Annotated in this window: 26 protein-coding genes; 16 read left to right on the top strand and 10 right to left on the bottom strand. The window is 40.5% G+C overall.

Annotation, left to right across the window (positions count from 1 at the left end):
* Window positions 1–85: 85 nt before the first annotated feature.
* The 3 genes from C2M30_RS16500 to C2M30_RS16490 form a co-directional block, all read right to left on the bottom strand.
* Window positions 86–2,458, bottom strand: a complete 2,373-nt coding sequence (locus C2M30_RS16500) for a TonB-dependent receptor domain-containing protein (protein ID WP_105172479.1) — start codon at window positions 2,456–2,458, stop codon at window positions 86–88.
* A 320-nt stretch (window positions 2,459–2,778) separates the two neighbouring features.
* On the bottom strand, window positions 2,779–3,747 hold the full coding sequence (locus C2M30_RS16495; protein ID WP_105172478.1) for a hypothetical protein: 969 nt from the start codon (window positions 3,745–3,747) through the stop codon (window positions 2,779–2,781).
* Window positions 3,748–4,102: 355 nt separating this feature from the next.
* On the bottom strand, window positions 4,103–4,285 hold the full coding sequence (locus C2M30_RS16490; RefSeq protein ID WP_010558625.1) for an alternative ribosome-rescue factor A: 183 nt from the start codon (window positions 4,283–4,285) through the stop codon (window positions 4,103–4,105).
* A gap of 214 nt (window positions 4,286–4,499) precedes the next feature.
* Between C2M30_RS16490 and C2M30_RS16485 the strand changes: the two genes are divergently transcribed.
* A complete protein-coding gene (locus C2M30_RS16485) occupies window positions 4,500–4,916 on the top strand; it encodes a hypothetical protein (protein ID WP_105172990.1) in 417 nt (138 codons plus the stop codon).
* A 102-nt stretch (window positions 4,917–5,018) separates the two neighbouring features.
* Here the strand turns inward: C2M30_RS16485 and C2M30_RS16480 are convergent, their stop codons facing one another.
* The 5 genes from C2M30_RS16480 to C2M30_RS16460 all read right to left on the bottom strand — a co-directional run bounded on the left by C2M30_RS16480 (window position 5,019) and on the right by C2M30_RS16460 (window position 8,886).
* Window positions 5,019–6,437, bottom strand: a complete 1,419-nt coding sequence (locus C2M30_RS16480) for an FG-GAP repeat domain-containing protein (protein WP_158683507.1) — start codon at window positions 6,435–6,437, stop codon at window positions 5,019–5,021.
* A 334-nt stretch (window positions 6,438–6,771) separates the two neighbouring features.
* Entirely contained in the window at window positions 6,772–7,512 is a 741-nt protein-coding gene (locus C2M30_RS16475) for a tetratricopeptide repeat protein (RefSeq protein ID WP_105172476.1), read from the bottom strand.
* Window positions 7,513–7,591: 79 nt separating this feature from the next.
* The gene (locus C2M30_RS16470; RefSeq protein ID WP_105172475.1) at window positions 7,592–7,996 is read right to left on the bottom strand and encodes a hypothetical protein; all 405 of its coding nucleotides are present in this window, start codon (window positions 7,994–7,996) and stop codon (window positions 7,592–7,594) included.
* Complete coding sequence (locus C2M30_RS16465) at window positions 7,962–8,429, bottom strand: hypothetical protein (protein ID WP_105172474.1); 468 nt, start codon at window positions 8,427–8,429, stop codon at window positions 7,962–7,964. The genes C2M30_RS16470 and C2M30_RS16465 overlap by 35 nt, the downstream gene beginning before the upstream one ends.
* Window positions 8,422–8,886 (bottom strand): hypothetical protein, encoded by a 465-nt coding sequence (locus C2M30_RS16460; protein WP_105172473.1) that lies wholly within the window; start codon window positions 8,884–8,886, stop codon window positions 8,422–8,424. Before C2M30_RS16460 ends, C2M30_RS16465 begins: the two co-directional genes overlap by 8 nt.
* 57 nt (window positions 8,887–8,943) lie before the next feature.
* On the opposite strand from C2M30_RS16460, the gene C2M30_RS21520 reads away from it, so the two are divergent.
* Window positions 8,944–9,084, top strand: coding sequence for a hypothetical protein (locus C2M30_RS21520; RefSeq protein WP_234004761.1), 141 nt, complete (start codon window positions 8,944–8,946; stop codon window positions 9,082–9,084).
* Between the two features lie 104 nt (window positions 9,085–9,188).
* Here C2M30_RS21520 and C2M30_RS16455 read toward each other — a convergent pair whose 3' ends face one another.
* A complete protein-coding gene (locus C2M30_RS16455) occupies window positions 9,189–9,686 on the bottom strand; it encodes a hypothetical protein (protein WP_105172472.1) in 498 nt (165 codons plus the stop codon).
* A gap of 382 nt (window positions 9,687–10,068) precedes the next feature.
* On the opposite strand from C2M30_RS16455, the gene C2M30_RS16450 reads away from it, so the two are divergent.
* The 5 genes from C2M30_RS16450 (at window position 10,069) to C2M30_RS16430 (ending at window position 17,182) form a co-directional block, all read left to right on the top strand.
* A complete protein-coding gene (locus C2M30_RS16450; protein WP_105172471.1) occupies window positions 10,069–11,325 on the top strand; it encodes an efflux RND transporter periplasmic adaptor subunit in 1,257 nt (418 codons plus the stop codon).
* A 10-nt stretch (window positions 11,326–11,335) separates the two neighbouring features.
* On the top strand, window positions 11,336–12,076 hold the full coding sequence (locus C2M30_RS16445) for an ABC transporter ATP-binding protein (RefSeq protein WP_105172470.1): 741 nt from the start codon (window positions 11,336–11,338) through the stop codon (window positions 12,074–12,076).
* Window positions 12,073–14,505, top strand: a complete 2,433-nt coding sequence (locus tag C2M30_RS16440) for an ABC transporter permease (protein WP_105172469.1) — start codon at window positions 12,073–12,075, stop codon at window positions 14,503–14,505. The genes C2M30_RS16445 and C2M30_RS16440 overlap by 4 nt, the downstream gene beginning before the upstream one ends.
* A gap of 86 nt (window positions 14,506–14,591) precedes the next feature.
* Entirely contained in the window at window positions 14,592–15,917 is a 1,326-nt protein-coding gene (locus tag C2M30_RS16435) for a sigma-54-dependent transcriptional regulator (RefSeq protein ID WP_105172468.1), read from the top strand.
* On the top strand, window positions 15,917–17,182 hold the full coding sequence (locus tag C2M30_RS16430; RefSeq protein WP_105172467.1) for a sensor histidine kinase: 1,266 nt from the start codon (window positions 15,917–15,919) through the stop codon (window positions 17,180–17,182). The genes C2M30_RS16435 and C2M30_RS16430 overlap by 1 nt, the downstream gene beginning before the upstream one ends.
* A 4-nt stretch (window positions 17,183–17,186) precedes the next feature.
* Here C2M30_RS16430 and C2M30_RS16425 read toward each other — a convergent pair whose 3' ends face one another.
* Window positions 17,187–18,122, bottom strand: coding sequence for a LytTR family DNA-binding domain-containing protein (locus C2M30_RS16425; RefSeq protein ID WP_105172466.1), 936 nt, complete (start codon window positions 18,120–18,122; stop codon window positions 17,187–17,189).
* Window positions 18,123–18,182: 60 nt separating this feature from the next.
* On the opposite strand from C2M30_RS16425, the gene C2M30_RS16420 reads away from it, so the two are divergent.
* From C2M30_RS16420 to C2M30_RS16380, 9 genes are all read left to right on the top strand, one after another.
* Window positions 18,183–18,602, top strand: coding sequence for a DUF2141 domain-containing protein (locus tag C2M30_RS16420; protein ID WP_105172465.1), 420 nt, complete (start codon window positions 18,183–18,185; stop codon window positions 18,600–18,602).
* An 11-nt stretch (window positions 18,603–18,613) separates the two neighbouring features.
* Window positions 18,614–20,137, top strand: coding sequence for a carotenoid oxygenase family protein (locus C2M30_RS16415; protein ID WP_105172464.1), 1,524 nt, complete (start codon window positions 18,614–18,616; stop codon window positions 20,135–20,137).
* Window positions 20,138–20,216: 79 nt separating this feature from the next.
* Entirely contained in the window at window positions 20,217–20,945 is a 729-nt protein-coding gene (locus C2M30_RS16410) for an SIMPL domain-containing protein (RefSeq protein ID WP_105172463.1), read from the top strand.
* A 133-nt stretch (window positions 20,946–21,078) separates the two neighbouring features.
* Window positions 21,079–21,384 (top strand): Fis family transcriptional regulator, encoded by a 306-nt coding sequence (locus C2M30_RS16405; RefSeq protein WP_105172462.1) that lies wholly within the window; start codon window positions 21,079–21,081, stop codon window positions 21,382–21,384.
* A gap of 31 nt (window positions 21,385–21,415) precedes the next feature.
* Window positions 21,416–21,817 (top strand): hypothetical protein, encoded by a 402-nt coding sequence (locus C2M30_RS16400; RefSeq protein ID WP_010558610.1) that lies wholly within the window; start codon window positions 21,416–21,418, stop codon window positions 21,815–21,817.
* A gap of 29 nt (window positions 21,818–21,846) precedes the next feature.
* Window positions 21,847–22,386: an isochorismatase family protein gene (locus C2M30_RS16395; protein WP_105172461.1), complete on the top strand. Its 540-nt coding sequence runs from the start codon at window positions 21,847–21,849 to the stop codon at window positions 22,384–22,386.
* Between the two features lie 118 nt (window positions 22,387–22,504).
* Entirely contained in the window at window positions 22,505–22,732 is a 228-nt protein-coding gene (locus C2M30_RS16390) for a DUF2798 domain-containing protein (RefSeq protein ID WP_010558608.1), read from the top strand.
* Window positions 22,733–22,852: 120 nt separating this feature from the next.
* Complete coding sequence (locus C2M30_RS16385; protein ID WP_105172460.1) at window positions 22,853–25,549, top strand: Ig-like domain-containing protein; 2,697 nt, start codon at window positions 22,853–22,855, stop codon at window positions 25,547–25,549.
* A gap of 1 nt (window position 25,550) precedes the next feature.
* A complete protein-coding gene (locus tag C2M30_RS16380) occupies window positions 25,551–26,012 on the top strand; it encodes a hypothetical protein (protein ID WP_105172459.1) in 462 nt (153 codons plus the stop codon).
* The last annotated feature ends 6 nt before the right edge of the window (window positions 26,013–26,018 follow it).

Genomic DNA, 26,018 nt, shown 5'->3' with positions numbered 1-26,018 from the left:
TATGCGACTAAAAAACAAAATAAAAAGGAGCAACCTAGGCTGCTCCTTGTAAAGTCATATTGACTAATCTTGCTAAATCTAATGTTTAGAAGAACGCAGTAACACCAATCCAGAAGTTACGGCCTTTATCTTTTACATTGTAATCATCGGTAAATGTAACTTCACTCACCACACCACGACCGGTTAAGTACTCGTACTCGCCGTCACCATTTAGGTCTGTGTAGCTAGTGCTATACGATGTAAAGTCTTCATCCAATAAGTTGTTAACACGTGCGTTAATTTGCACGTATTCGTTTACGTAAAACTGCGCACCTAAGTTAAATAGGTTATAGTCTTTGTAATACAAGGCTTTATCGTGAACATTATCCCAACCACGGTAGCGATCTGAACGGTATACACCTTGTAGATATACAACCATAAAATCAGTTGCTTCCCAGTTTAGTGTAAGGTTAGCCATGTGCTCAGCTGTATTCGTTAGCGGTTGACCTTGTTCTGGGCCGCTTTGCTGTTCACTGTCGGTCCACGTGTAGTTACCGGTTAACGAAATCGTGTTTGAAAGCGTGTATTGGCCTGCAATTTCAACACCTTGCAAATCAACTTCATCAATATTAATTTTTTGGCTGTAGCTTTGATAACCCAGCTGATCGTACTGACCTAAGTTAACACATGGGCGCACATTGTTAGTTTGCTCACAGCTTAAAATAGTATCACCGCGGGCAATCTTGTCTTCAAACTTAGTGTTGTAGTAGGTAACGTTAAAGTTGTGTGCCGCGTCTTCTGAATTCCAGTAAACTGCAATTTCAGAGTTTACGCTGGTTTCTGGTTCAAGTTCAGGGTTACCCGCAAATGGGCTTGTACCTTGGCCACCAAAACCCGTAATACCGTCGTATAAATCGGTTGTTTGTGGCGTTTTATAACCCGTGCTAACACCACCTTTTAGTGTCCATGTTGAGCTTAGGTTATATACACCGTATAAACGTGGTGATACTTGGCTGCCAAATACGTCGTGATTATCGTAACGCGCACCACCGGTTAAGGTAAAGTCGTCTAAAATCATCCAGTTATCTTCAGCAAAAACCGAGTACATATTTTGTTCTTGTACTTTGCCCGCTTCGTTGCTTTCTAGACCGAAAACGCCGTCTTTTAACTCACCGTCAATTAGCTGAGCACCCACCACAAAGTTATGGTCGCCAAGTGCACCACTGATTGGAATATCAAAGCGCAAGTCGTAGGTAAACTGGCTACTTTCTAGTGGACGTTTAGGACGCGGTAGGAAAGTCTCTTCTGCTAAATCTTTACGTGCCTGTTCGTCCATACCTGCATATTCGCCGGTACCATCGTACATTTCTTGAAGTTTCAAACGTTCAGCAACACTAAGTGGCAGCGTACGACCGTTATTTTGCGTATCAACATATGAAACTGAGGCTTTAACCGATGCCCACTCTAAGTCACCATCGTAACCAAGTGACCACCATTGGCGATCAAATTTTTGATCCGCTGCATAGCCTGCACGCGGGTTTACTTTGCCGCGACGTGTTTGCCAAATTGACTCAATATTATCTTTGGTACCTAACGGATAGGTAATTTCGCCTGACTCAATATTGTAGCTTGGAGTGTTGTCGTACACTTGGCTTGAATTATCGTAATCAAAGCTAATGTGATGATCATCAAACGGCGTGTAGTTTAGCGTAAAACCAAACTGCTCATTGGTGTTATCTACAGTGCGGCCGCCGCTACCAAACCCTAATGAACGTACATGCACTTCACCGTTTGGATCGGTTGCAGGCTCAAAGGTCGGTGAAGATGCAGTTTGTTCGTAAACGCTGCCGCGTACGCCAAGCGTAAGTACATTTTTGATTAATGGGCCGATAATATTAAAATCGGTTGTAATGTCGTCGCCAAAATCATCGTCTTGTTGAATTGAACGGCTAAATGACACCGCACCGCTCCAATTCTCGGTGTGTTTTTTCGTGATGATATTGATTACACCACCAAGTGCATCTGCACCATACAGCGTTGATGCAGGACCACGGATCACTTCAACACGCTCAATCGCATCAACCGGCGGCACGTGGTTAAACGCGTTACCACCAAAATTATTTGGGTAAATATCGCCGTGGTTGTTTTGACGTTTGCCATCAATTAATAACAGCGTATATTCACCAGTAAGACCACGCATGCTTACGCTGCCCTGACCTGTTTTATCACGGGTTGTGCCAATATCAATACCTTCTAAATATTGCACAGCATCAAGAATCGATGTGAAAGAATGCGCTTTAATATCTTCGTTAGTAATGATTGAAATACTTGCTGGTGCTTCAACTACTTTTTGTTCAAAACCGGTCGCAGTAACTACGATGTGCTCTATGTTTTTTTCTGGGATTATGTCATCTGCTACGGCTGGCAATTGCGCCGCTACAGCCAGCGCGATTACGCTTGGTTTGATTAAATTGATCATTAGTTACATCTCTTGATGATTATTTAAGCATTATTGAGAAAGGGCGACGTGCATAATACAGATAAAATTAATGATATCAATAATAATTTTTATTTAGATTTAATTTTGAAGATTTATGTCTTATCGTTTGCACGGCAAAGAAGCATTCAAATTCTAATAATAAGAATCTGAAATATAAGCAATTTAATTAGAAAGGCGCGATAACAAAAGGAAGGTGTAGGTGTGGTGTACAGCAATAGTAAAGTGTTAAGCATGAAAGCAAATACTTAACACTTTAGCGCATTGCGGTTTCACCAAAAAGCATGGCTAACCGCTAAAAATTAAAAAAAGTATTTGTTTATTTCAGCTTGCGTCATCAAATAAATATCGTCAGCAGGTGCTGCGTTAATAGTAAAAAAGTAAAATTCAGGGCCGAGTTCCTGCCCTAATATTTCGCGGAAATAAGTCAATTGAGCACCATGTGCACTATGTGACTTGCTAAGTTGGCCAGCATCTTTATCACCTTCACAACACCAGGCATGTACACCCAATTTGCCCCCTACTTGATACTCTTTTTTAATGCCTGCGGCATATAAGTCAACGCCGCCAGAATACGCTTCGCCATCGGCTGGCATTACCGTTGTGTATTGTGCTTGATGAATTAGTCTGCCTGTGTGCATATTGATATCATCATTCACAGAACCATCAACACTTTTAAAGATAATGCGATTTACACTTGGGTGATCAAGCGCTAAATCACGAAACTGAATATAGGTTTTGCTGCCCAATGTACCCGATAGCTCCGCAGCGGTGTCCTTTACCACAAGTTGGCTGTTGCCACCTGAGATTAAGCTTTCGTTGAACGTCATATTAAACGTGTGTAAATTACCCGATGTGTTGTCAACAAGCTGACCTTCTAGAACGAAGTTTTCGTTCTGCTCGCTTAGCTGTAAATTCTCGCCAAGCAAGGCTTGCTCGGTGTTTTGATTGGTGATCACTGCAACTTCTTGCTTTGGTTTTTCACCTTCAAAATCAAATCCCAACACAATCACGCCAAGATCATAGCGAATGTAAATAACCCCTTCATCCATATCAAAGTCGAGCATTTCGATAGCTGAGTTATGGCCATCAATTTGTACATTTAGCTGCGCTGCTAACTGGGTATAATTTTCAATGTAGCTCGCTACATCTGCGGGCTTAATCGCATGCACTTCCAAAGAGGTGTTATCAACTGAATTTGATGAAGAAGAGCCACCACAGCCCGATAAAATAATTGCTGCGGCAATGACAGAAGGGATAAAACGCTTCATATAGTAATCCGTAAATCTGAGTAAAAATTTTCGGAAAGCTTAGCATTCTGCCTTGTAAGATAGCGTTTAGCTTTGTGAGCAAGTGTAGTATTGCAAGTACAATTTCAGACAAGTTTTAACAAAGTAAAAATCTAATGTTAGGTTTGAGCAATGAACTGGAAGTTATTTCTAAAATAGCACCAATAAAATAAACATATCGATGCTATTTAAAAAAGCTCAAGCCAAGAAAATTGTAAGGCATTGATAGAATTAGCTAATGTGCGCCAACGCGATGACGTTTAAGCGGCGTTACCGCCTATTAAGTATTTACTGTATAAATTTTACGTACCTAAAGGCAAAAGCCTTATCTTAAAGCTTAGGCTGCTTTAAGGTAAGACTCTCGCCCTTTATGCTTGTTGTTACGCTGGTAGCTACCCTTACCTTTTTTCGCCTTTTCAACTTTGCTTTTAAATAACACGCTTGTCACTAACGCTTTAATTGCGTTGTCTTTTATCTCACCACGGCCATGATCGTGATGCATTTTTTTAGTTTTACTCATTGCTGTCCTCTTGATTAAAAATAAGTCAATTAATTCGCCGCAATACTAGCGAAAAATATGTAAAGCACAAGTGTTTACATTACTTTTTTTAAATATTTTTATTGCGGTTAAAAAGTGTTTTAACTTGCCAACAAATACCCAACACTTACTTACATTTTTCGCAATAATCATCCGTAATAATTACACCTATAGTTACTTTATTTATAGGCTCAACATGACATTTTTAACTAAGACTACAACCCTAGCAGCAGCGCTATTACTAACCGCATGTGCTCACCACCAAAACGTACGCCCAAGCAGTGACGGCAACCATTACGTTGACTTGTATGGCGAAACCAAAACAGAAGTTTCAAAACAGGCATTTAAGCAAGCAAAATCGTACTGTAACGAATCAAAGTCGAAGCCTTATGTGGTTTCTGAAAAAGTTGATTACATTGGCAATATGAGTGAACAAGACTATTTAACTAAACGCAATATCGCTGATGCCGTTGAAGCTGCAGGTACTGCTATGTGGATTTTTGGCAGAAGCCATGTAGATGATGCGGGCGCAGCTCTTAGTATTGGTGGCGATATTGCCGGTGATGCCCTCGGTGACCCATATCAACTGCATTTAGTATTTAATTGCGGTTAATGCTTGTAAGCGAATTTATTTTCGCAAAGCACACTTAACAAAATAATGAAAAAGCGCCCATTTCAATTGGAAATGGACGCTTATTTATTTCTACACAACACATTACAACTTGGCAGATTTAACTTCTTGCACTTCTATGCGGTAGTTGCCTTGTTTATCTTTCATTTTTAGCACGATATCTTCTTTGCCATCTTGGTTAAAATCGGTGCTGTATATATTCTGAATTGACTTGGGTAGCGGGCGTTCAATGTAAACCGCTTTGCGACTCAGTACGCGTTTTTTGTCGCCAAGATAAATACTTAACTCATCGTTATCTGTTTTAACCATTAAGTCTGTTTGGCCATCACCGTTAAAATCTTTTAAAAATACGCCTTTGCCACTTTCACTGTTTGATTCATTTAGTTTTATAGCAATATCAAAGTCTTTGCTCGCAGATGCTTTTTTGGCAAATTGATTGCTGCCAGTTCCCTTATAAATCGCCACTTCAGTATCAAGTTCAAACTCTTCGTTATTCATCGCGGCACTCGCCATTGAAAGAATATCGGTAAAGCCAATATCAATAGAGGTTAAGGCTAAATCGGCAACGCCATCGCCATTAAAATCACTGATATTTGATATTGCACTTGCCCCCTCCAGCGTTAATTTAATATCTGGGTTTGTAGTAAACAATTGCTCATTGTTTGCAGGTTTTGCAAAATAAATACGGTGGATAAATTTAGTATCAAAGTCGACTTCACCTTGCGCATTATCTGCTAGGCTCTCTTTGGTATAAATATCCGCAAAACCATCACCATTTAAATCTTCAAATTTAGTAAGTTGCTGCTTACTTTCGTTGTGCAATACATCAAACGAAGTAAACCTTTTCACGCTGGAGCTTACGCCATCGATTGTTACGGAGAAAAACGTAATTGCAGTTTTATCAAAAAACACCAGATCACGTATTGAATCATTATTTAGATCAAGCAATATCGGCATTTTAGGCAACCGGTTACTTATGGTTAAATGACCATTATTAAACTTTGCGGTGGTTTCAGCCTTTAATGGTAGGCTTGTAAGCAAAAAGCGCCCATCTTTTTGCTGAATATAAAGTGATTGGCTTTCAATTCCGGGTAAATAAAAATCAGTAAGGCCATCGTTATTCACGTCAAGGGTAAACGAAAATGATTCAAACTGTTCCACTGAATTTTGAGTAAATACTGAAGACGCTGTAATAATTAAGTTTTGCGCCTTATCAGTTACATGATAAATGCCTTGCTCTGTTAACACAAACGCCTGAGGGCTTTGCTCTGCTACCAAATATCCCGTTGAATACATAATGGGGTTTTCAGGTAATTGCAGTTGGGTAACTTGGTTATCTGTTAAACTTATTTTTTGCAGCGCCGCCTTTTTTTCATTGCCTGCAACAAATACCGTATTTGCAGAACCAAATTTAAGTTTACCATTAGCAAACTCGCCTAAATTAAAAGGCTCGCTGGCACATACAGCACTACTTAAAAAGGCTAAAGGAAGTAACTTTTTCATTTTTATCATCTTCATGCTTATTCATATCAATTCAACGCAATCTAATACGTTTACACATTTCACGCCTTTTTAAATGATAAAAGGCGGATTTAAGGGATAAAAGCATAAAAGAGTGGTTTTTAGAATGAGTTACTTCAGAGATATTGAGCTTGAAGCTGAGAAATAAAACTACTCTTTCTACCTAAGCTAAATACAACAGGCAATTTTGAAAAACTTGAAGACGTTATTTTGCTATTAATGTGTTTATTATTTAGTCTAACTTCAAACTGTACTAGCTCAGACTTGATCTGACAGTTATCCGTTTTCCTAAGTTTACTCTGACCCTAGTTTTCCTTTATTTCCAGTTTTCCAAAACCTTATCTGAAAACTCATGTCCATGGGAAGATGCTTTTCTAAGATAGAGTAATGCTCTTTCTCTATTATAGATTGGTGAGGGTTTGACACCATAATACGTTGCTAAAAGATAGTAAATATGACCTAAACTTGTTTCTTTGTATTCACGACGCAGTAAATAGTTCACCGTATTCTTTGCTAAAGATAAATCTTTACTCACTAAGATTTCATCATGCAACATTTCCCCATATAATAAGCAGGCTTCATCATCACCAGCATCAGATGCCAACTTTAATAAAGCCTTCAATTTCTCCTGATCTTTATACAATCCCTTTTTGTAAGCTTGATACAGATTAATTATTGCGTCTATGTCGCCCTCTTTGGATAACTCCAAAAGCACATCTACAGCTGCTGGTTCATTTTGTTCAAGCAATACAGTCCCGAGGTAAAATCGAGCTTCCTGATAATTTTTAGCAACCGCTTTTTTTAAATAGGATGTACTTGTTTTAAGGTCTTTAGTGTTGTTGTAAATTCCAAAAAAATGAACATAACCTTTTATAAAGTATGCTTCAGCCTGTTCATCTTCAATCCCTTTGTTAATTAGCACATCGATTTCAGCCCATTCCAATACTTCATTGGATTTCATATCAGCAATTACATCCTCTAGTTGAAGTGAGTCTTCTTTAGAAAATGAAAAAAAAGACGCTAACAAAAAAACAAATGCAAAATGTTTGATATACATTAATGGTTCCTAATGTTGAATCGGTGATTTAGAGCTTTGAAAGAATATTTCATTAACCGTCGTGGTCCATACCTCAATATTATGCACTACTGGGCATACGTAGTTTATATAATTCTGAAGAGCCAATTCTAACATTAGCTTTAGTGCCAACAAAGCCGTTATTGTTCATGAAGACTTTAGCACCAGGTTCAACTATCTTTAAATCTAAGCTTGTTGCTAGCGTTGCTTCTACACCAATATTTGAATCAACTGAAACTTCCAATGGCCCAGTAGCAGGAGTATTAAAAGTTCTCGTTACTATGCCATTTTCTGTAGAAACATTACCTCTTTTATAACGTGAGCCAGTTTGAATACGCCCTTCCTTATAATATTTCTTGCAGGAATCTTTAGGAGATTTATCGTCAGTAAATAAGTTATAGTGGGTGTCTTTACTATTTTTCTTTATTATCTTAAAGAGGTGACGCGGTTGACAAATATGTTTCATATTTGTCAAATAGAGCATCTACCTCTCTGTCAAGGTTTATTTCACAAGACGATAAAAGGTGCTTCAAATCCTCTCTATTCATATTGGCTGCGAACATTCCATTAATACTAGAGTGAAAAATAAAGTAAGTAAGTCCTATTTTCGAGAGAGGCTTCAAATCTTGAAAATATAAAATCATATGTGATCTTTCAACGTTGATTTCCCAACTTTTTGTAGAGACTGAAGCGAAGGTTTTAAAAATAGCGTCCTTGTTTTTGGTTAGAGGAGCGACCTCTTTTATAAAACCATCTTCCTGCCCGTTTGGCTTTCTGTAGTAATACCACTCACCATTTTCACGATCACTGATAAAGCCTGGCGGTAAACTAAAATCTTTACATGGAAGTGCCAAACTACATATAGGGAATAGTAAAAATAACACTAATAACCTATTCATCCCACAGAGCTCCTCGCACATTACATGTACTTCCTGAGCAACTATAGTAGAATGTCGCACTCTGAGCATTCCCAGCTCGAGAAGTTGAAAACTCAATAAGAGGGTCTAGGTTTTCTTTGACTGCAACTGTAGATGTTGCGAAAGCTCCAAAGCTTGCTTTCATGAAATCTGCAAACTGTGCAAGCATATTTAGTTTGGAGGGTGCAGAAATGCCTGCAGACGCCTGTCCCGCAGCTTTAATAGCTTGAGCCTGATATGATGTAAAGCGGGGTAACATTGATACCTTTATCGCTTGGATTTCTGTCGGTGACATTCCACCTATATCATACCCCAATTTTTTGGACATAAGTTTTAATTCTCTAGAATTCATATTATTTATTCGATGCTCCTCATTTTCAATCTGTTTAGCAGCATTTTCTGCTTCTGAAACGTTATCAAAACTACAATCATTTGACATGCAAAAGTTATACAAGTACTGAAATGCCGCAGTCACAGTAAATTAGAGTGAGTGTCTTTGTCATTTCCTCTGTTTTTATCGGCTTATAGCAAAAACAAGCTACTCGCGATAGATATTCCAAGCGGTAAAACCTTATTTGAACTACCCACAGGCAACGGCCCTGATGGTATTAGTTATTCACCGATTGTTTTGGAGTGATTGTGGATAAAAGAAAGGCTAACTTAGCAGTTAATCCTTGAGCGTTCATCTAGAATCAACTTAATTTTTCCAGTTTAATAAATTAGAGCAGAAGCATTTTTAACTCAATGTACAGTTACTTTAGACAATACACTTTGTAGTACTTCATTTTTCATCTCTTGCTCTTCTTTATCTTGCTGTTCAGCTATCTCCAGTTCCTGTATGCGAACTTGTTTTTCATGTTTTTTTTGTTCTTCGTCCAATTCGCTTACAAATACGGATTTTAATGCGCCCCATTGATCATCTTCTACCAAATTAATATCGAAGTCAGCATCCAGTTTTTCGCCATAAGGCACATTATAAATAACTGCGATCCACAGCTTCTTATTATGCTCTTTGCTATTACGAAACCAGTGTTTATGGGGAACAATCGCATCAGCCGAGTAATAAATTCCGTCATAGAAGAAGTCACCATCTAACCTTGCGAAGGCGACTGACTTACCTTCTTCGTCCGCTTTTTCTATTCTGCGTATTGCTTTTTCAAGGTATGTACCAGGCTGAAAAGCAAAATCTTCTTTTGTTAAACCTAAATACGGATTCGTGAATTTTTTACGTTTTATCATCAATTTTGCTCAGCATGTCGATTGTTATCAAAATAGTCACAGCCTATAGTCTATTTTTTGTTTAACAGTTACAACCGCTTTTAGCGCACCTTTTTACGCTCCAAACAGGTTATTTTGTAACACTTACCTTTGCCTACAAGCTACCCTTGCCCCTGAATACCTTCTCTAAAATAGCAAGTAAAATTGTGCGAATACACTTAACATTCTTAACACTTGTACATATCACTCGCTATCCCCCTAATGTTCCCACTTTTAATTCCCATTCCCGTTCAAGGGAAAAATCAACTTCAACCACAAACAGTAAGAAGCTGATTTTATTAACTTTAATTTATGGCACAACGTTCGCTATAGCTAAACTATCAAAAGTTATGAAGTTAGTCAGATGGATATTAAACAAAGCCTTGCAAGTAATAATAAAAAGAAACGTTGGCCGATGCCGCTTGCGATTATTTTATCGCTCAGTTTAGTCGTGGGGTTTGCATCCACCTTTAGCGATGGGGATGCCAGCATAAACCGTAATGAGTTACTGCTTGCAGACGTAAGTAGTGGACCACTTAAGTTAACGGTGTCGGGGTTTGGTCAACTGCGCTCTAAATACAGCCGCTTTATTACTGCGCGCTATCAAGCACAAGTAGAACAAGTATTTCATCTACCGGGTAGTCGCGTTGAAAAAGATACGGTGATTTTGCGTCTTTCAAATCCCACACTTGAGCAACAACTAAACCGTGCTCGTTTAACGCTCGCTCGTCAAAAAGCTAATTTTGAAGCACTAAAGCTCAGCCAAAAAAGTGAAAAACTAAACCTTGAAGCAAACCTAACGTTGCTTGAAAGCGAACTCGCCAACGCCAATTTGCGCGCCGAAGCTGAGCAAAAACTGATTGAGCAAGGCATTGTTTCAACCCTAGATTACAAACGCTCGCAATTAGCAGTATCACAACTGAGTAAACGCGTTTCTCTTGCCAAACAGCAGCTCAGCCAAGCGAGTGATTTACACAACCAACGATTACAAGTTGAACGCGAATTAATGCGCGAATTTGAGCTTAGCTTCAATACAGCACAACAAGATGTCGACAAACTCAATGTCACTGCTGGCATCAATGGCATGTTACAAGCGGTCAATGTAGAACAAGGTCAATCAGTGCAAATGGGCGCACCACTTGCGGTAGTTGGCAGTGAGCATCAACTGCTTGCTGATTTAAATGTGCCAGAGCGCGAAGCAAGCCGTATTGAAGTCGGTCAAAAAGCAACGGTAAACACCTTCGCAGGTACAGTTTCAGCTGTGGTTAATCGTATTAACCCAATCGTTAGCGATGGTCGCATTACTGTAGAGCTTGAACTTACCGGCACCTTACCAAGCAATGCCCGCCCACAGCTCACCATTGAAGGTGATATTGTCACCGACGAGCTTAATCACGCCCTTTATGTGCGTCGCCCTAGCTTTGTAAGTGGCAATACGCAAAACCATATTTTCATTTTAAACCTAGCCGACAATCAATTGGTTAAAACCCAAGTTGAGTTTGGTAAACTAGCCGGCGATAACATTGTTATCAATTCAGGTGCAAATGCCGGTGACACCCTTGTAATTTCAGACAGCTCTGATTTTAAACACTTGCAAACAATAACGATTACAAATAATTAAGGAAGCAATCATGGAAAATACACCGGTAATTGAACTGACCAATGTGTCAAAAATATACTTTAGCGACGACGTAGAAACCCACGCATTGAGCGATATCAACTTACAAATTCATAAAGGTGATTACATTGCCATTAGCGGCCCATCAGGCTGCGGTAAATCAACCTTATTAAGCGTGATGGGGTTGCTTGATGATGTCACCAGCGGCAGCTATAAAATTGAAGGTGTTGATACCAGCAGCCTTAATATGGATACCCTTGCAGAGCTACGCAATTTGCATATTGGCTTTATTTTCCAATCGTTTAACTTAATTGATGAACTGAGTGTTTACGACAATGTAGCGCTGCCGCTGTTGTATCGCGAACCCGCTTTAAGTAAAGCTGATATTGATACCCGCGTGAATACTGCACTTAAACAAGTGGAGATTGATCATCGTGCAAAACATAAACCAAATCAGTTATCGGGTGGTCAACAACAACGTGTTGCTATAGCCCGCGCCCTTGCAGGTAGCCCAAGTATTTTATTAGTGGATGAACCAACGGGTAACCTCGATTCAAAAAATGGCGATGCGGTAATGGCATTACTTGCCGAACTAAACGAACAAGGCACCACCATTTGCATGGTAACCCATGATCCGCGCTACGCCGGCTACGCTAAAAAACAAGTAAAACTGCTCGATGGCAAAGTGCTCAATACTGGCAAAGAAAGCGTGTCAGCGGTTGATGTAACAACACAGTTGGAGGCGCATGCATGAGTGTCCAACGCCTAACCAAACAAATCAAACACGCCAGCAGTTCGCTACTGCAAGCGCCAGGGTTTACCAGCGCCATTGTACTCACTCTATCACTCACGCTTGCCTGCTTTTTTGTGGTAATGAGTTTATTTAGTAGTTACTTTATTAAACCGCTTAATGTCGATGACGAAGCGCGTCTTGTTGTGGTGGAACAAGATAACGTTTATTCCGATAAAAACAGCCCCGGCTTTCAAAGCTTCCAGTCGATTATTCACTGGTATAACAACCACGACAATTTTGACAAAGTCGCCGCAATTAACATTGGCGAAGACGTAATCATGAACTTGCCGGGTCAACCTAAGTTAAATATGACCTTTGCCAGCAACGACTATTACGACATTACCAATATGCAACTTGCTGCTGGTCAACATTTATCACCTCAAAAGCGCCTTGATGAGAAAAGTACCGAAGTACTGATCAGCTATTCTATTTGGCAAACCTATTTTGATGGCAGCAAAAATGCTATCGGACAAACGATCGAACTCGTTCATGGCCAATATAAAATTGTTGGGGTTGTAGCTAAAGACTACGCAAACCCATTTATGTTTAACCGCAGTAAAAGTGATTTATGGTTTCACTTTAGCGGTGATTCACGCTTTTATAATGACGATCGCCCAAGCCCGTGGTGGAACTTATTTGGTAGCCTAAAACTTATCGGTACGCTCAAAGCGGGTGAAACGCCAGAATCTACCAAAGCTTACTTGCATGCACGTATCTTAGAAATTAAAAGTGATTGGAAAGCGGTATTTGATGAAGTAGACGACATTGTGCCTATCGTTACACCTTTTCGCGAAAAAGAGCTTAACGGCAACGATACGTTAGCAATTTTTATGTTAGTGGGCGTAGTAAGCCTCGTGTTGATTGCACTCTTAAATGTCAGTAACTTGTTTATTTCTCGCGCCGTAGTTAAGCACAAACAACTCGCGCTACAAGCGGTTTTAGGGGCAAAACGCAGCGTTATTTTCACCAGTATTTTAGTGGAATCAAGCCTGTTGATGGTGGTATCGGCACTTTCTGGTTTGTTTTTTGCGGCGTGGGGTATCAAACTCTTTAAGTTTTTAAGTGAAGGTCATTTACCACTTGTTAGCGCCATTAATCTCGACCTTACCGTAGTCTCTTCTGCCGTTATTTGCTGTGTGGTATTTGCTTGGTTATTTGCTTTTATCACCAGCCGATTAATCAACTTTTGCCAGCTTAGAACGCAAATTCAAAGCTCAGGCAAAGGCGGCGTAAGCCAAATTAAAGGCAGCACTGTAAAGTTGTTAATTGCGCTGCAACTGTTTTTAGCAACGGCCCTTGTAATCGGTGCCACCATGGCATTAAACAAAACGTTAGAAACGCTATTACGACCGCTTGGCAGCGAAGTAGATAATCGCTATAGCACCATGCTCTTTATCAACGATAGAGAACGTACTCTCGAACAAAAATACAATGACTTACAAAAAATTCGCGCAGCAGTGGCAAACATCGATGGTGTTGTTAAGGTAGGCCACGGCGACAGCCCAGTAAACGACGGACTACGCTCGAGCACAGTAAAAGATATGTCAGGTAAAGAAACCGTCTTTATTCCACAAGCCTGGGTAGGCCCTGATTACTTTGATATTACTGGTCTTAAAATTATAGAAGGACGCACCTTTAGCGAAGCCGCTATTCGCGGTGAAAAACACGAGTTTTTGGTCACCAAAGCAGTTAACGATATGCTCAAACCTGGTGGCAGTTTAGTTGGCGAAAAGTTCTTAAGTTTTGACCCTGATAACCCTGTGGAAGTGGTTGGTATTACTGAAAACTTTAACCACCCTAAATTCTTCGACAAACACCAAGGGCGACACTTTTGGTGGGCTGCACAGCCATATGCATTTGGCTTAATCATTCAAATGGAACAAGGAAAAACCTTAAACCGAGAGCAGCTGTTACAGGCAGCGCGTACGGTTGATAGCCGCATTGGCCTTTGGAAGTTCGATTTTCTGGAGGACGAATACGCCAAAATGGTTCATATGGAGCGTATTACATTAAGCTTAAGCATTGTGTTGGCACTCTTTACCCTAGTTCTGGCAGGTATTGGTATTTACGGTGTACTTAGCTATAACCTAGGTCTACGCCGCTACGAATACGGTATGCGCATGGCACTCGGTGCAAAACGCAAGCGTTTGTATCAGCAATTGTTGTCAGACACCTTACTGCCTTTAGCATTTGCCTTTATTGCCGCATTGGTGGTGATGGTAGGTGGTTACACAATGTTTAAAGTTGAGTTAGCAAATTGGTTGCTTCTCAATTGGCTATGGCTCACTATAACCGCAGCTAGCATTGTGTTATTTGCACTGTTTGCCACATTATTCCCAATGAGCAAACTAATAAATGCAAAACCAATGGCAGCACTAAGAGATAATTAACCTAAATTTGGGGTTAATACCTCTGTCCTTAGCCAGTTAAGAAAGCCCTTAATTGGTTAAGGCTTTAAAGCTATAAAAATAAAATTATGAAAAAAATACTGATTATTGATGATCATATAGATGTGCGTTTATCGGCGCGCATTGTACTTGAAAGCCATGGTTACACGTGCACAGAAGCCGACCACCCAAGTGTCGGCTTAGCCCTTTTAAAAAATCAGCAAATCGATTTAATTTTGCTTGATATGAACTTCACCAAAGACACCACCTCTGGCGAAGAAGGCCTTGGATTTTTAAAAGAGCTGAAACGCCAAGAGCTGACAATTCCCGTGATAGTCATCACCGCATGGGCAAAAGTAGACTTAGCAGTTAAAGCCATGCAACTTGGCGCATCCGACTTTGTTGAAAAGCCATGGAAAAACGCCAAATTACTCGAATCTATTGAAAACCAACTAGCGCCAGAAAATACCAGCGATAACCAACTTAGTAGCGGCTTTTTGGCGTTAGGCGAACAATCGAAAGCGCTCGTTAAAGCCGCAAGCCGCATCGCAAAAACTGATGCAAATGTGCTGATCACCGGCGAAAATGGCTCAGGTAAAAGCCTACTTGCAAAGTACATTCACGATAACAGCCCACGGGCAAAGCACGATATGGTAAGTGTGAATATGGCAGCCATTCCTGATAATTTGTTTGAAAGTGAATTATTCGGCCACAAAAAAGGCGCATTTACCGATGCGAAAGAAAACCGCGAAGGACGCTTTTCTCTAGCAAACGACAGTACCTTATTTTTAGATGAAATTGGCACTTTGCCAATGCCATTGCAAGCCAAAATGCTGCGCGTTTTAGAGACTGGTGAATTTGAAATACTCGGCAGCTCAAAAACCCAAACCAGCAATGCACGTATTATTTCGGCAACTAATGCCGACCTTGAAAAAGCCATTAGCAATGGCGAATTTAGACGCGATTTATTGTTTAGGCTTAATACTTTAGTACTCACAATTCCGCCGCTTCGCGAACGCCAAGATGAAATTGCCTTACTCGCCAATCATTTTATTGAAAAGCACTGTAAGCACTATGGGTTTGAGCCTTTACTACTTACAAATGCCGCATTAGAAAAACTTAAAGCGCACAGTTGGCCGGGCAATGTGCGCGAGTTATCACACGTATTAGAGCGCGCGGTGATCATGACCGATGGCGACAGTATTGATGCAACACATTTGCAACTCGAGCTCAGCACACAACATGAAAGCGTGCCACTAATGAATCTAGAGCAAGCTGAAAAGCTGATGATCAATAATGCGCTCAAGCACTTTGATGGCAACGTTATTGCTGCAGGCGAATTTTTAGGGTTAAGTAAATCTGCCATTTATCGCCGCATCGAAAAATTCAATATTAGCGTTAAAGAGAGCAACTAATGCAAAAGCACTCGTTAGAACGCACGGTCATTGCACTTTTTACGCTACCTTGTTTAATTTTATTAGGGCTGTTAATTTTTTTAATTGTGCACTTTAAGCTCGATTTTCTTGAAGGCACAACACTGATTATTGCCCTACTCGCCCCAAGTATTGTGGTATTTACGGCACTGTATCGCCGATTTTTTAATACCCTCGACAGCGTTGCTGTGCAGCTTGATGGCTTAGCTAATGAAGAGTTTACGGTTTGGCACCTTGCTAAATACTCAGCAGGACGCGTAGCTGGGCTTAAGCGTGATTTACACACCATTGCCAAGCGCATTCAAAATAAACGCCATGAATATGCGCAAAACGAAAGCTTTATTTTTGACTTTATTAACGAACTTGAACTCCCCATAATCGTGATTGATAGCCAATCGCAGGTTTATCATCATAACCAAGCGGCATCTAACTACTATCAAAAAACTAATTTACTGGGTAATGATTTAACAAGTTTAGGGCTAAGTGTCGATGCTGACAAATGGCAACTTGAGCAAAATAATCAACGCCACAAGGTAGTTGCGCATGAACTCAAGCGCGGTAATCGTCATTATCGTTTATTGGTATTTGTTTCGATTGAACAATCTTTAAGACATAACGAAAAAGAAGCGTGGCAAAAACTCGTAAGAGTACTTAATCACGAAGTACGCAACTCACTTACGCCAATTTATTCGATGGCGCAATCACTGCAAGAATTGCCAAAACTAACGCAATCAGACTTGCAAAGCACCATGCTTAACGTGATTGAAAAACGCGCCGAACACTTGTTGGAGTTTGTTGCGAGCTACTCCAAACTGTCTCAAATCCCAAGTGCAAAACTTGATAGCGTTAGCACAAATGAAATCGCCAAACGCTGCGAGGCACTCTTCCCCGATGTTGATATCATCATTGAACAAAGTGGCAAAATAACCTGTGATATTGAACAGCTAGAGCAAGCGCTACTCAACCTGGTAAAAAATGCCAATGAGGCAAATTTAACTGCAAACTCGTCTGGCGTGACTATCCGGATTAATCAAAGCGATAACTGGCAAATTGCCATTGAAGATAACGGTATTGGCGTTGATTTAAACGACAACTTATTTGTGCCGTTTTACTCTACCAAACCTGAAGGTTCAGGCATTGGCTTAGTATTAAGCCGCGAGTTAATACGGAACCAAAACGGTGAGTTAACACTTACCAACAAAACCGAAAAACCAGGTGCGATTGCACTTATAAAATTTCAAAATTAATGGTTTATTTAAGATCTAATACCGCTTTGGTATTGGCTAAATAGGTTTGCGACACTGGCACTTCGGTGCCATTTTGCAAAACAAGAATAAGCTTGCGCCCATCTTTTTTGGTATCTACCACCGCGTCTTTGGCAACCCACCAAGAGCGATGTGTTTGAAAGCCGTCATAATGCTCAAGTTTCTCGAGCGCATCTTTAAAGCGCATTAATAACAAATGCTCGCCTTTGTCTGTTATTACATTTAAGTAGTGGTCGTCCATTTGCAAACAAATTAACCTGCCGCGTTTGGCAATAGGCAGCTCATTAATCAATGATTCGATTGGCTGGCTTTGAATGGTATCGACTTTTTCAGATTCAAGGGCCAGTTCTTCGGCACTTTGTTTAAGCAGTTGCTGTTGTTGCAACATTAACGATTTGATTGAGCTTACACCTGCAATAATGCCACCAATAACCGTGCAATATAAAATCGACATAGGTAATGATTGCAAATAGCTGTTATCAAAATAGTCAAAAAATTGGGCAATAATAAAGGGCGCTAACAACCCCATTAAAACACTTGCTACTAATGTTGAAAGTACAAGTCGAACGGCTTTGTTGTTTATCCGCTCGGGCAAATTTCTATCGAGTAGTTTTGACAAAAAGAACATTGTTGGCGAGTAAATTACATAGCCAGTAAAGCACATCACACTCCAGAAAAACCCTGCATAAAACATGTCAATTTGGTGCATACCAAACGGACGAAGAAACGTTAAAAACAACACAAAAATAGCGACAACAACGGTATCAGTCGCTAAATCTCGCGCCTCTAAAAACTCTCTTATCGATTGATTATTAAAGTTAATTTCACGATTCGCCAATTGTACATCCTGTTTTTTTATTATTTCACGAAGTAATGAACTCACTTTACGAAAGGTCGATTGAGCACTGAAAAAAATCGTCATATTGTGATTCCAACGAGCAAAATAACGCTCATTAAAAAACAATTTAATTAAGGAGATTCAATGAACTTTTTAACACTATCTACGCTTTCGTTAAGCCTTTTTATATTACCTGTATCTGCACAAACCGTGCAATTTAATATTGAAGGTATTCAACACGATAAAGGGAAGTTATACATCCAATTATTCAAAGGCGAAAACAACTTTAAAAAAGGTGAAGCACACAATGTAGCAATCGTGAATGCAAAAAAAGGGAAACTAACAGTGACTTTCAATGATGTTGAATCCGGTAACTATGCCATTCGCTACTTCCATGATGAAAACAATAACCGAGACTTCGACAACAACATGTTTGGTATGCCGATCGAAGGTTATGGTTTCTCAAATAATGCGCCGGTAAATTTTGGTCCGCCAAGCTACCAGCAAATGACCTTCATAGTATCGGATGTTGCCGTTATTAATTCATCAACTGTTAACTACTAAGGAGCGAAGTAATGCAAAGACGTGAAGCCTTAAAAAGCATGCTCGGTTTATCTGTTGCTGCAGCTGCTTGTAGCCCCTTCCCTGCGCTCGCAAATTTGGCGAACGCAAATGAAGATATCATGGCGCAGTTTGCAACCAGTTTTGACAAGGCCGCTCTTAATAACCCTAACTTAATTGGTTTAAAAAGCATGTCTGGTGATATTCCTTGGCAAAACTTAATCATTGAAGGGAAATTACCAAAAGCGCTTCGCGGCAATTTTTATCGTAATGGGCCTGCGGTGCATCAGCGCAATGGACAACGCTACACTCATCTGTTTGAAGGTGATGGCATGATCCAACATTTTAACTTTACTGATACTGGCATTCAGCACCGTGCTAAATTTGTAAAAACCAACAAGTACACTCAAGAGCAAGCCGCAGATAAATTTTTATTCTCTGGACCAAATAGCAAGTTACCCGGCAGTTTACCTGTCAATAAAACCGACATTATTAATGCTGCAAATACCAATATTATTCCGGTAAATGGTGAGTTGTGGGCACTTTGGGAAGCGGGTTCTGCAACCGCAATAGATACAAGTAGTTTAGACGCAAAAGGTCTTGTCAACCTTGGCGAAAACACACGTTATGGCAATAGTTTAAAAGGACTCGCCTTTTCAGCACACCCAAAAATTGAAGCGGACGGCACGATTTGGAATTTTGGCAGTACCATTACTGGCGACATAGTACTTTACCATCTTAATAACCGCGGAATAATGCAAAAAGTAAATCTACTTAAAACCAATTACCGTGGCGGTATGTTACATGACTTTTTAATCACGCAGAATAATATACTGATCATCTTACCGTCACTTGATAGAGATAAAACCGATGAGCGCTTGTTCAGCGCAATTCGCTTTAATAAACAGCAACCAATGCGCGTATTGGTAGTTGATAAAAACACGCTTACTTTAAAACGCGAATACCAGTTAGATGCAGGCTTTGCCTTTCATTTTGGTAATGCGTGGGAAGACACCGATGGTACGATTCGCTTTGATGCCAGCCTTTATCCAAATTGTGAAAATTTACATCACATGAGCGATTTGATGCGCGGTAAAACGTCCAATGCAACGCCTGCAAACACCGTGTTGTTCACGCTTTATAAAAACGGCAGTACTCATAAACAAACCATTGCGGGTATTAGTGAATTCCCACGCGTGTACGACCACTTAACAGGGTTACAAAATAATTTACTGGTGACCTTATCATCAGTAAAAAGTGATGTGTGGAGCGACAGTGTGCGCGTGGTTAATGTAAATAATGGCAAGCAAGACACCTTTGTTTATGGCGAAGATTTTTTAGTTGAAGAGCATGTGATTGTTGATAAGTCACAACAAGAAGGAAACGGCTATTTAGTCGGCACAGCGCTTCATGTTCCGTCAAAACGCACCTGCGTTAATATTTTTAAAATAGGTCATATTAGTGATGGACCCATTTGCCGCGCTTGGTTAGGGCAAGCGTTACCGCTTGGCTTTCATGGTAATTTTGTTGCGGTTTAACAATTCTTGACAATGCTTTATGGTGAACTTATCTATAATTCATAACTCAAAACAGAGACTTATTTAAAAAGGACGCACCATGAAGCCATTGTTTTATTTATCACTGTTAGCGCTTTCAAGTTTAGTATCCGCGAACAGCCATTTACCAAATCACCGCCATATTGCCATTACCGGCTACGGCGAAACTTCAGTAAAACCCGATATCGCCATTTTACATTTTTCGGTAGAGCATATAGATAAAAGAAGCGCAGAGGCCAAAGCTGAAGTCGATAAACGCTTTAATACCCTGTTAAAAGGTCTTAAAAAATACAATATTAGCGAAAAAGACATTGTTGCATCACGCATTGCTGTATCACCGCGATACGAGTATTCGCAGCAAGAGCGCAAACAACTGCATGTTGGCTACTCTGCAAGTCGCTCAATTCAAGTAACCGTGAACGATTTAACCATGCTTAGTGATGTGATGGATTTAGCGTTAAGCGTTGAAGTAAACCAAATTCAACGTGTTGAAATGGCTTCGTCAAAAGAAGAACAGCTCCAGCAAAAAGCGGTGGAACTTGCCATTGAAAATGCGAAAACCAATGGTGCAGCCCTCGCCAATTCATTTGGCGCAGCACTTGGCAAGGTTTACAGTATTAACGCGCAAAATTACGACCAAATTAAGCATTACGGAACAATGGAAAAAATGGGTAATGCACGCATGATGAGTGCTGACATGGGATCGGTTTCGCCCGGTACCTATTTACAAGATGATCTCACCTTTAAGGCGACAATTAATGTAGTGTTTGATTTAAAAGGTAAAAACTAATTAGTGGGTTAATAACGAACCTATTGCGAACACATCTAATACAGCAATAGTTGCTAGAAAATAATGTGTTATCTAACGCTTAGGTTAGTTATAGTGGGCAGCGAATAATCGCTGCCCAAGGTTTTTAAATTACATGCGTAAATCCGATAAAAAATTAGATAACCAAATCCGCATTGCGCTCACTGCACTTTGCGAAGAAACCCTTAAAGACTTAGCAGGGTTTTGCTGGGTTACGCACACAGTTAACTTTCAAAAATTTCCGCAAAGTTTACAGATTACATGCGTTTTTGAAGACACAAATACCTTGTCCAATTTTACCAATAGCGAGCACTTGCACTCAGTCCGTTCGCAAATAACACAAACGCTTAAACAACTAAATATTAATACTGCTGCTATCAAAGAGTGTGTTACTTTCGTAACCAAACAGGATGCACCTTAGCGCCTGTTTATACCTATTAAATGGAGTTTTTATGATTAGATTATTATTTTGCCTTATCGCATTTTCGCCACTTACCTTATTTGCTAATCAAAATGTGATTAGTGTTGATCGCGTCGTACCACATAGTTTTGAACTGGCATTTCCAAATGAGCGCAACATCGAACCTGAATTAAGCGACTTCCATGTAAAAAACTTTGTGTTAATGAGCAACGAAAATGGTGAGCGTTTCGCCGTAGTGACCATTCAAAACCTTGCTAATGGCTCGCGTACGCTCAATCATAAACATTTAATGGCACAAGTTAGCAATGGTGCGCGTATTCGCCCATTAGCATTTGAGCAAATGTTTAAAGACGATGAAACCTTATCGCTCACCATTCAATTTGGTGAAAGTCATTTTCCATTATTAACCGTTTATTCTCGCACTAAAGGCTAAACTCAAGGCGAACAATCGAGGCAAATAACATGATTACACGTAATAATGCAGGCTTAATTGTTGTTGATATTCAAGGAAAACTAGCAAGCCTAATGGCAGGCGGTGATGCCTATATTGAACATTGTTGCGCGCTTATCTCTGGCGCTAAAATTCTTAATCTTCCGATCATTTGGCTTGAACAAAACCCTGAAAAGTTAGGCGAAACACATCCTAAAATAGCAAACTTACTGGCCGACATTACGCCCATCACAAAATACACCTTTGATGCCTTTCGCGAGCCCGTGTTTATGCAAACAATTGAACACGAAAGCAAGGCTCATTGGCTGGTCTGTGGTATTGAAGCACATATTTGTGTTTATCAAACCTGCTCAAGTTTGCTGCTCAACAATTACCAAGTACACTTGGTGGGTGACTGTATTGCATCTCGTAACGCTGACAATAAACAGCTTGCCATCACTAAACTACAGCAATTGGGTGCACATATTACGGGGCTTGAAATGAGCCTGTTTGAATTAGTGAAAGATTGCCGCGACGAGCACTTTAAAGCGATATTAAATTTAATTAAATAAGCTGAGCTTAGGTTAAATAATATTAATGTTTCGTGTTGTTTAATCGCATGACTTGCCTGAAACACGCGCTACTATGGTAAACTTGGCGCGTGTTTTACAAATAAAGTTGTCCCCTGCAATGATCCCGAGCAAATACCAACGTTTTGTCTTTTCATTTTTTATGGCACTGTTAATGTCATTTTTAATGTCGTTTGTTATCACCTTATTCAACGTTGGCTTTGTTGATAATTTAATCTCGCTTTGGTTAAAAGCTTGGGGTTTTGCATTTGTTGTTGCGTTTCCAACGGTTACCTTAGTTGCACCTGTTGTAAATAAACTCACCCGCCTTTTTGTCGCACAAGATTGATAAACGAAATTTAATTAAGTCATTTAAAAACATAATATTACAATCCATCACAATCGCTAGACTTGCGCTTTCATTTACGCCATTATTTCAAATTCTTAACAATAAAAATAAAGGACTAAAATGCAAGCGCCAGTATTTAAAGCGAGCCTAATTGCATCGAGCATTCTCTTACTCACGGCATGTGGTTCCGACGACAAACCGAACAAAGCACCCACTATTTCAAGCAATATTGCCAGTGCCTACCCTGAGCGTGGTGATGTTGCTATTGCCATTACACTTTCAGACAGTGACGGTAGCATTAAGTCGTCAAACGTAGTGCAAAGTAGCGGTCCAACGGTCGAGTTCGCATATGCTAATGGCAGTTTAAGCTTTACTGCGCCAGAAGTTACCAGCGATAGCGCTGTCGGTTTTACCGTAACCGCAAGCGACAACGACGGTGCACAATCAACGCTTAACATCAGCACCACTATTACCGATGTAAACCGCGCACCGATTACCGATGCATCTCAAGTACAGGTTGAATTTAACCAAGTGCTAGAGTTTGATTTAGGCATTTCAGATCCTGATGGCGACACGGTACAAGTTGCAATTAAAACTGCGCCGCAACAAGGTGAGTTAACATTACTTGAAAACAACGTATTTTCGTATACGCCCAGCCTCAACAACGCTGAAGACCAAGAGTTTGAAATCACCTTAAGCGATGGCGACCTTGAAACATCGCAGCTAGTCAGCATTCAATTAGTTGATACAAGTGCCCCTGTAATTGTGACCAAAACACCCGAATCAAACGCACGTTTAGTCGCAGTTGATAGCAACATAACAATTTCATTCGACGATGTATTAGACGCAGCCAGCGTTACCACTAATTCAGATGCGCAATGTAGCGGCAGCATTCAGGTAAGTAACGATAACTTTGTTACATGTGTTGCGCTTACTTTAAGCTCGGCAACAACTGATGCTAACCCAACTGTTTTAACCTTAGATCCAGCTCAAAGCCTTTCTGCATCAAGTGATTACGTTGTAAAAGTAACGGGTGATGTTGCCAACTTCCACGGCACGTCGCTTGTTGAACAAAGCTTTACATTTAAAACTGAAAACAGCGATCTGCTTATTTCAGAAGTGTCATCGTCAAAATACTGGGATGATAATCGTTGGGTAGAAGTTTATAACGGTACTGCCAGCCCGGTTTCACTAGCAGGCTACCAAATTGTTGCCGAAAGCATTAACTATACCGATTGGAGTGATACCGGCGTAAGATCTTTTGCACTTTCAGACAAAACGCTCGCACCGGGTGAATTTATTGTGCTGCAAGCAAAGCACGGTAATGGCTACTGGCAACAAAGTGTCGCTGAATCAGAACAGCTAATGTTAATTTCAGACGAATCAAATATTCACCCTGAATGGTACTACTCAGGCGGTTTTGTTGAATTACAAACAGTCTCTGGTACAACGGTAGATTTTGTTAGCTTTGGCGAAAATGCCTACCTGCCAACTGACGAAAGCCAATGGCAAGCAGGTAATAATGCCGCGCCAATGGAAGAAAACCTAGGTATGAGTGTTGTTCGCACAGCGCTTGATAGCGATACAAACTCAGCGCAAGACTGGCAAGTAAGCTATTACATGACACCAGGCGGACAAAATGACGTAACCTGTAATGCTGATGACGACAACGACGGCATTCCAGATTGCGCCGAACAAGAAGGCGCAACCTTTGCAGGCCTACCACTTTATGAATGGGGTGCTCGCGCAGGTGTAAGAGACATCTTTATCGAAGTCGACTACATGGAAAGTAATGACCCAGGTATTCAATTGCATCGCCAAGCATTAGATTCAGTTAAAGCGGCATTTGCAGCGCAAAATATTGCAATGCATTTTGATGCAGGTGATTTATACCACCAAGCAGAAGGTACTTCGCCAGCCGATTATGACTTAGGCGGCGGTAACCAAGTTGAGTTTTACGCGCAAACTAACTTTGCAGGTTCAGCTGAAGCACCAAGTATTCTTGACCATAAAGTGAAAAACTTCGACATCAAACGTCGTCCTATTTTCCACTACATGCTAATGGCAAATAGTCAAAACGAAGATGGCTCAGCAGGTTCTTCTGGCCTTGCTGAAATCAACGGTAATGACTTTATTATTTCTATGGGTAACTGGGGCTTTAGCCTAGAAACCGAAATAGACCGCAATGTTGTTTACAACATGCAAGCAGGCACGATTATGCATGAGCTAGGTCACAACTTAGGCCTTGGTCATGGCGGTAACAACCACACCAATAATAAACCTAATCACCACAGCGTAATGAACTACTTGTATCAATTAAGTGGTTTATCAACTATCGGTGAAAGCGAAGGCGACCGTTACCATCGTCGTTTCTTCTCTGGTAACAACAACTGTTTCCCAGAAGGCACGCAACTAACGAATGGTTTCACCTCTGCACCAGCAGATTTCAAAATCAGCTACTCGCACGGTGTTAACGGCACAATTAACGAAGCTCAAATCGATGAATCTCTTGGTTTAGTTAATGCAAATTCTGTTGCGGTTGATTTTGATTGTAACGGCAACAGCAGCGACGTATTAACTAACTACGACTTAAACTTTGATGGCGAACTTAGTGCCGAGCTAAACGACTTTAACGAATGGGGCAACTTAATGCTGACCTTCACGCGTTACTGGAGTGGTGCAAACGGTGGCGCTACGCTTACCGCGAATGAACAGCAAAAGCCACAAAACGTTATGAACTCTGATCTACAAGAAATTATTGTTGAGCAAGCGCCGTCTAAGGAGCTGTTAAAAATGATTTCTACTGCTGGTAAATAACATGAAAAGAGTAACGATTGTAATCTTGTTGTTACTCTTGGTGGGCTGCTTTGATAGCAGCTCGCCAGATTGGCAATTGACTAACACCGGCTTAAGTTACCAAAACGTTGCGGTAAATTTTAACGGGCAAACAGTGGCAAATTGCAGTGGCTGCAGATTAAAAAATACATCTCAGCACTCGCCTCAAGGCGCGGTTAAATTTACCGGCCTCTACCAAAAAGATGCGTTAGTTGCCGCTTACGGAGACAACGCACAGTTAGAGGTCAAAATTCCAAACGATGCGGGGCGCACCGTGTTTAAGGTGTTGGCTAAAAACAGCACGTGGCAATTAGAAAGTGAAAGCAACAGCTTTGCACTTAGCGAAGGTGAAGTCACCAATATTACCGTGTATGGTACTAATTACGTCATTTTACCGCTGAAACTCTCTAAGCAACGCATAAACTATATTTGGCTGAAGCAATAGGTTAGG

This window comes from Pseudoalteromonas sp. T1lg24 (genome assembly GCF_002964745.1).
Classification (GTDB): Bacteria; Pseudomonadota; Gammaproteobacteria; order Enterobacterales; family Alteromonadaceae; genus Pseudoalteromonas; species Pseudoalteromonas spongiae.
The sequence above is the reverse complement of the archived record's forward strand: the minus strand, read 5'-3'. Positions and strand labels throughout refer to the sequence as shown.

Excerpts from the sequence above, each read along its gene's own strand:
- C2M30_RS16480 (WP_158683507.1), bottom strand. The coding sequence starts at position 6,437 with ATGAAAAAGTTACTTCCTTTAGCCTTTTTAAGTAGTGCTGTATGTGCC.
- C2M30_RS16400 (WP_010558610.1), top strand. The coding sequence starts at position 21,416 with ATGATTAGATTATTATTTTGCCTTATCGCATTTTCGCCACTTACCTTA.
- C2M30_RS16380 (WP_105172459.1), top strand. The coding sequence starts at position 25,551 with ATGAAAAGAGTAACGATTGTAATCTTGTTGTTACTCTTGGTGGGCTGC.
- C2M30_RS16415 (WP_105172464.1), top strand. The coding sequence starts at position 18,614 with ATGCAAAGACGTGAAGCCTTAAAAAGCATGCTCGGTTTATCTGTTGCT.
- C2M30_RS16405 (WP_105172462.1), top strand. The coding sequence starts at position 21,079 with ATGCGTAAATCCGATAAAAAATTAGATAACCAAATCCGCATTGCGCTC.
- C2M30_RS16475 (WP_105172476.1), bottom strand. The coding sequence starts at position 7,512 with ATGTATATCAAACATTTTGCATTTGTTTTTTTGTTAGCGTCTTTTTTT.
- C2M30_RS16465 (WP_105172474.1), bottom strand. The coding sequence starts at position 8,429 with ATGAATAGGTTATTAGTGTTATTTTTACTATTCCCTATATGTAGTTTG.
- C2M30_RS16450 (WP_105172471.1), top strand. The coding sequence starts at position 10,069 with ATGGATATTAAACAAAGCCTTGCAAGTAATAATAAAAAGAAACGTTGG.
- C2M30_RS16385 (WP_105172460.1), top strand. The coding sequence starts at position 22,853 with ATGCAAGCGCCAGTATTTAAAGCGAGCCTAATTGCATCGAGCATTCTC.
- C2M30_RS16430 (WP_105172467.1), top strand. The coding sequence starts at position 15,917 with ATGCAAAAGCACTCGTTAGAACGCACGGTCATTGCACTTTTTACGCTA.
- C2M30_RS16390 (WP_010558608.1), top strand. The coding sequence starts at position 22,505 with ATGATCCCGAGCAAATACCAACGTTTTGTCTTTTCATTTTTTATGGCA.
- C2M30_RS16455 (WP_105172472.1), bottom strand. The coding sequence starts at position 9,686 with ATGATAAAACGTAAAAAATTCACGAATCCGTATTTAGGTTTAACAAAA.
- C2M30_RS16470 (WP_105172475.1), bottom strand. The coding sequence starts at position 7,996 with ATGAAACATATTTGTCAACCGCGTCACCTCTTTAAGATAATAAAGAAA.
- C2M30_RS16395 (WP_105172461.1), top strand. The coding sequence starts at position 21,847 with ATGATTACACGTAATAATGCAGGCTTAATTGTTGTTGATATTCAAGGA.
- C2M30_RS16485 (WP_105172990.1), top strand. The coding sequence starts at position 4,500 with ATGACATTTTTAACTAAGACTACAACCCTAGCAGCAGCGCTATTACTA.
- C2M30_RS16410 (WP_105172463.1), top strand. The coding sequence starts at position 20,217 with ATGAAGCCATTGTTTTATTTATCACTGTTAGCGCTTTCAAGTTTAGTA.
- C2M30_RS16425 (WP_105172466.1), bottom strand. The coding sequence starts at position 18,122 with ATGACGATTTTTTTCAGTGCTCAATCGACCTTTCGTAAAGTGAGTTCA.
- C2M30_RS16460 (WP_105172473.1), bottom strand. The coding sequence starts at position 8,886 with ATGTCAAATGATTGTAGTTTTGATAACGTTTCAGAAGCAGAAAATGCT.
- C2M30_RS16495 (WP_105172478.1), bottom strand. The coding sequence starts at position 3,747 with ATGAAGCGTTTTATCCCTTCTGTCATTGCCGCAGCAATTATTTTATCG.
- C2M30_RS16435 (WP_105172468.1), top strand. The coding sequence starts at position 14,592 with ATGAAAAAAATACTGATTATTGATGATCATATAGATGTGCGTTTATCG.
- C2M30_RS16445 (WP_105172470.1), top strand. The coding sequence starts at position 11,336 with ATGGAAAATACACCGGTAATTGAACTGACCAATGTGTCAAAAATATAC.
- C2M30_RS16420 (WP_105172465.1), top strand. The coding sequence starts at position 18,183 with ATGAACTTTTTAACACTATCTACGCTTTCGTTAAGCCTTTTTATATTA.
- C2M30_RS16500 (WP_105172479.1), bottom strand. The coding sequence starts at position 2,458 with ATGATCAATTTAATCAAACCAAGCGTAATCGCGCTGGCTGTAGCGGCG.
- C2M30_RS16440 (WP_105172469.1), top strand. The coding sequence starts at position 12,073 with ATGAGTGTCCAACGCCTAACCAAACAAATCAAACACGCCAGCAGTTCG.
- C2M30_RS16490 (WP_010558625.1), bottom strand. The coding sequence starts at position 4,285 with ATGAGTAAAACTAAAAAAATGCATCACGATCATGGCCGTGGTGAGATA.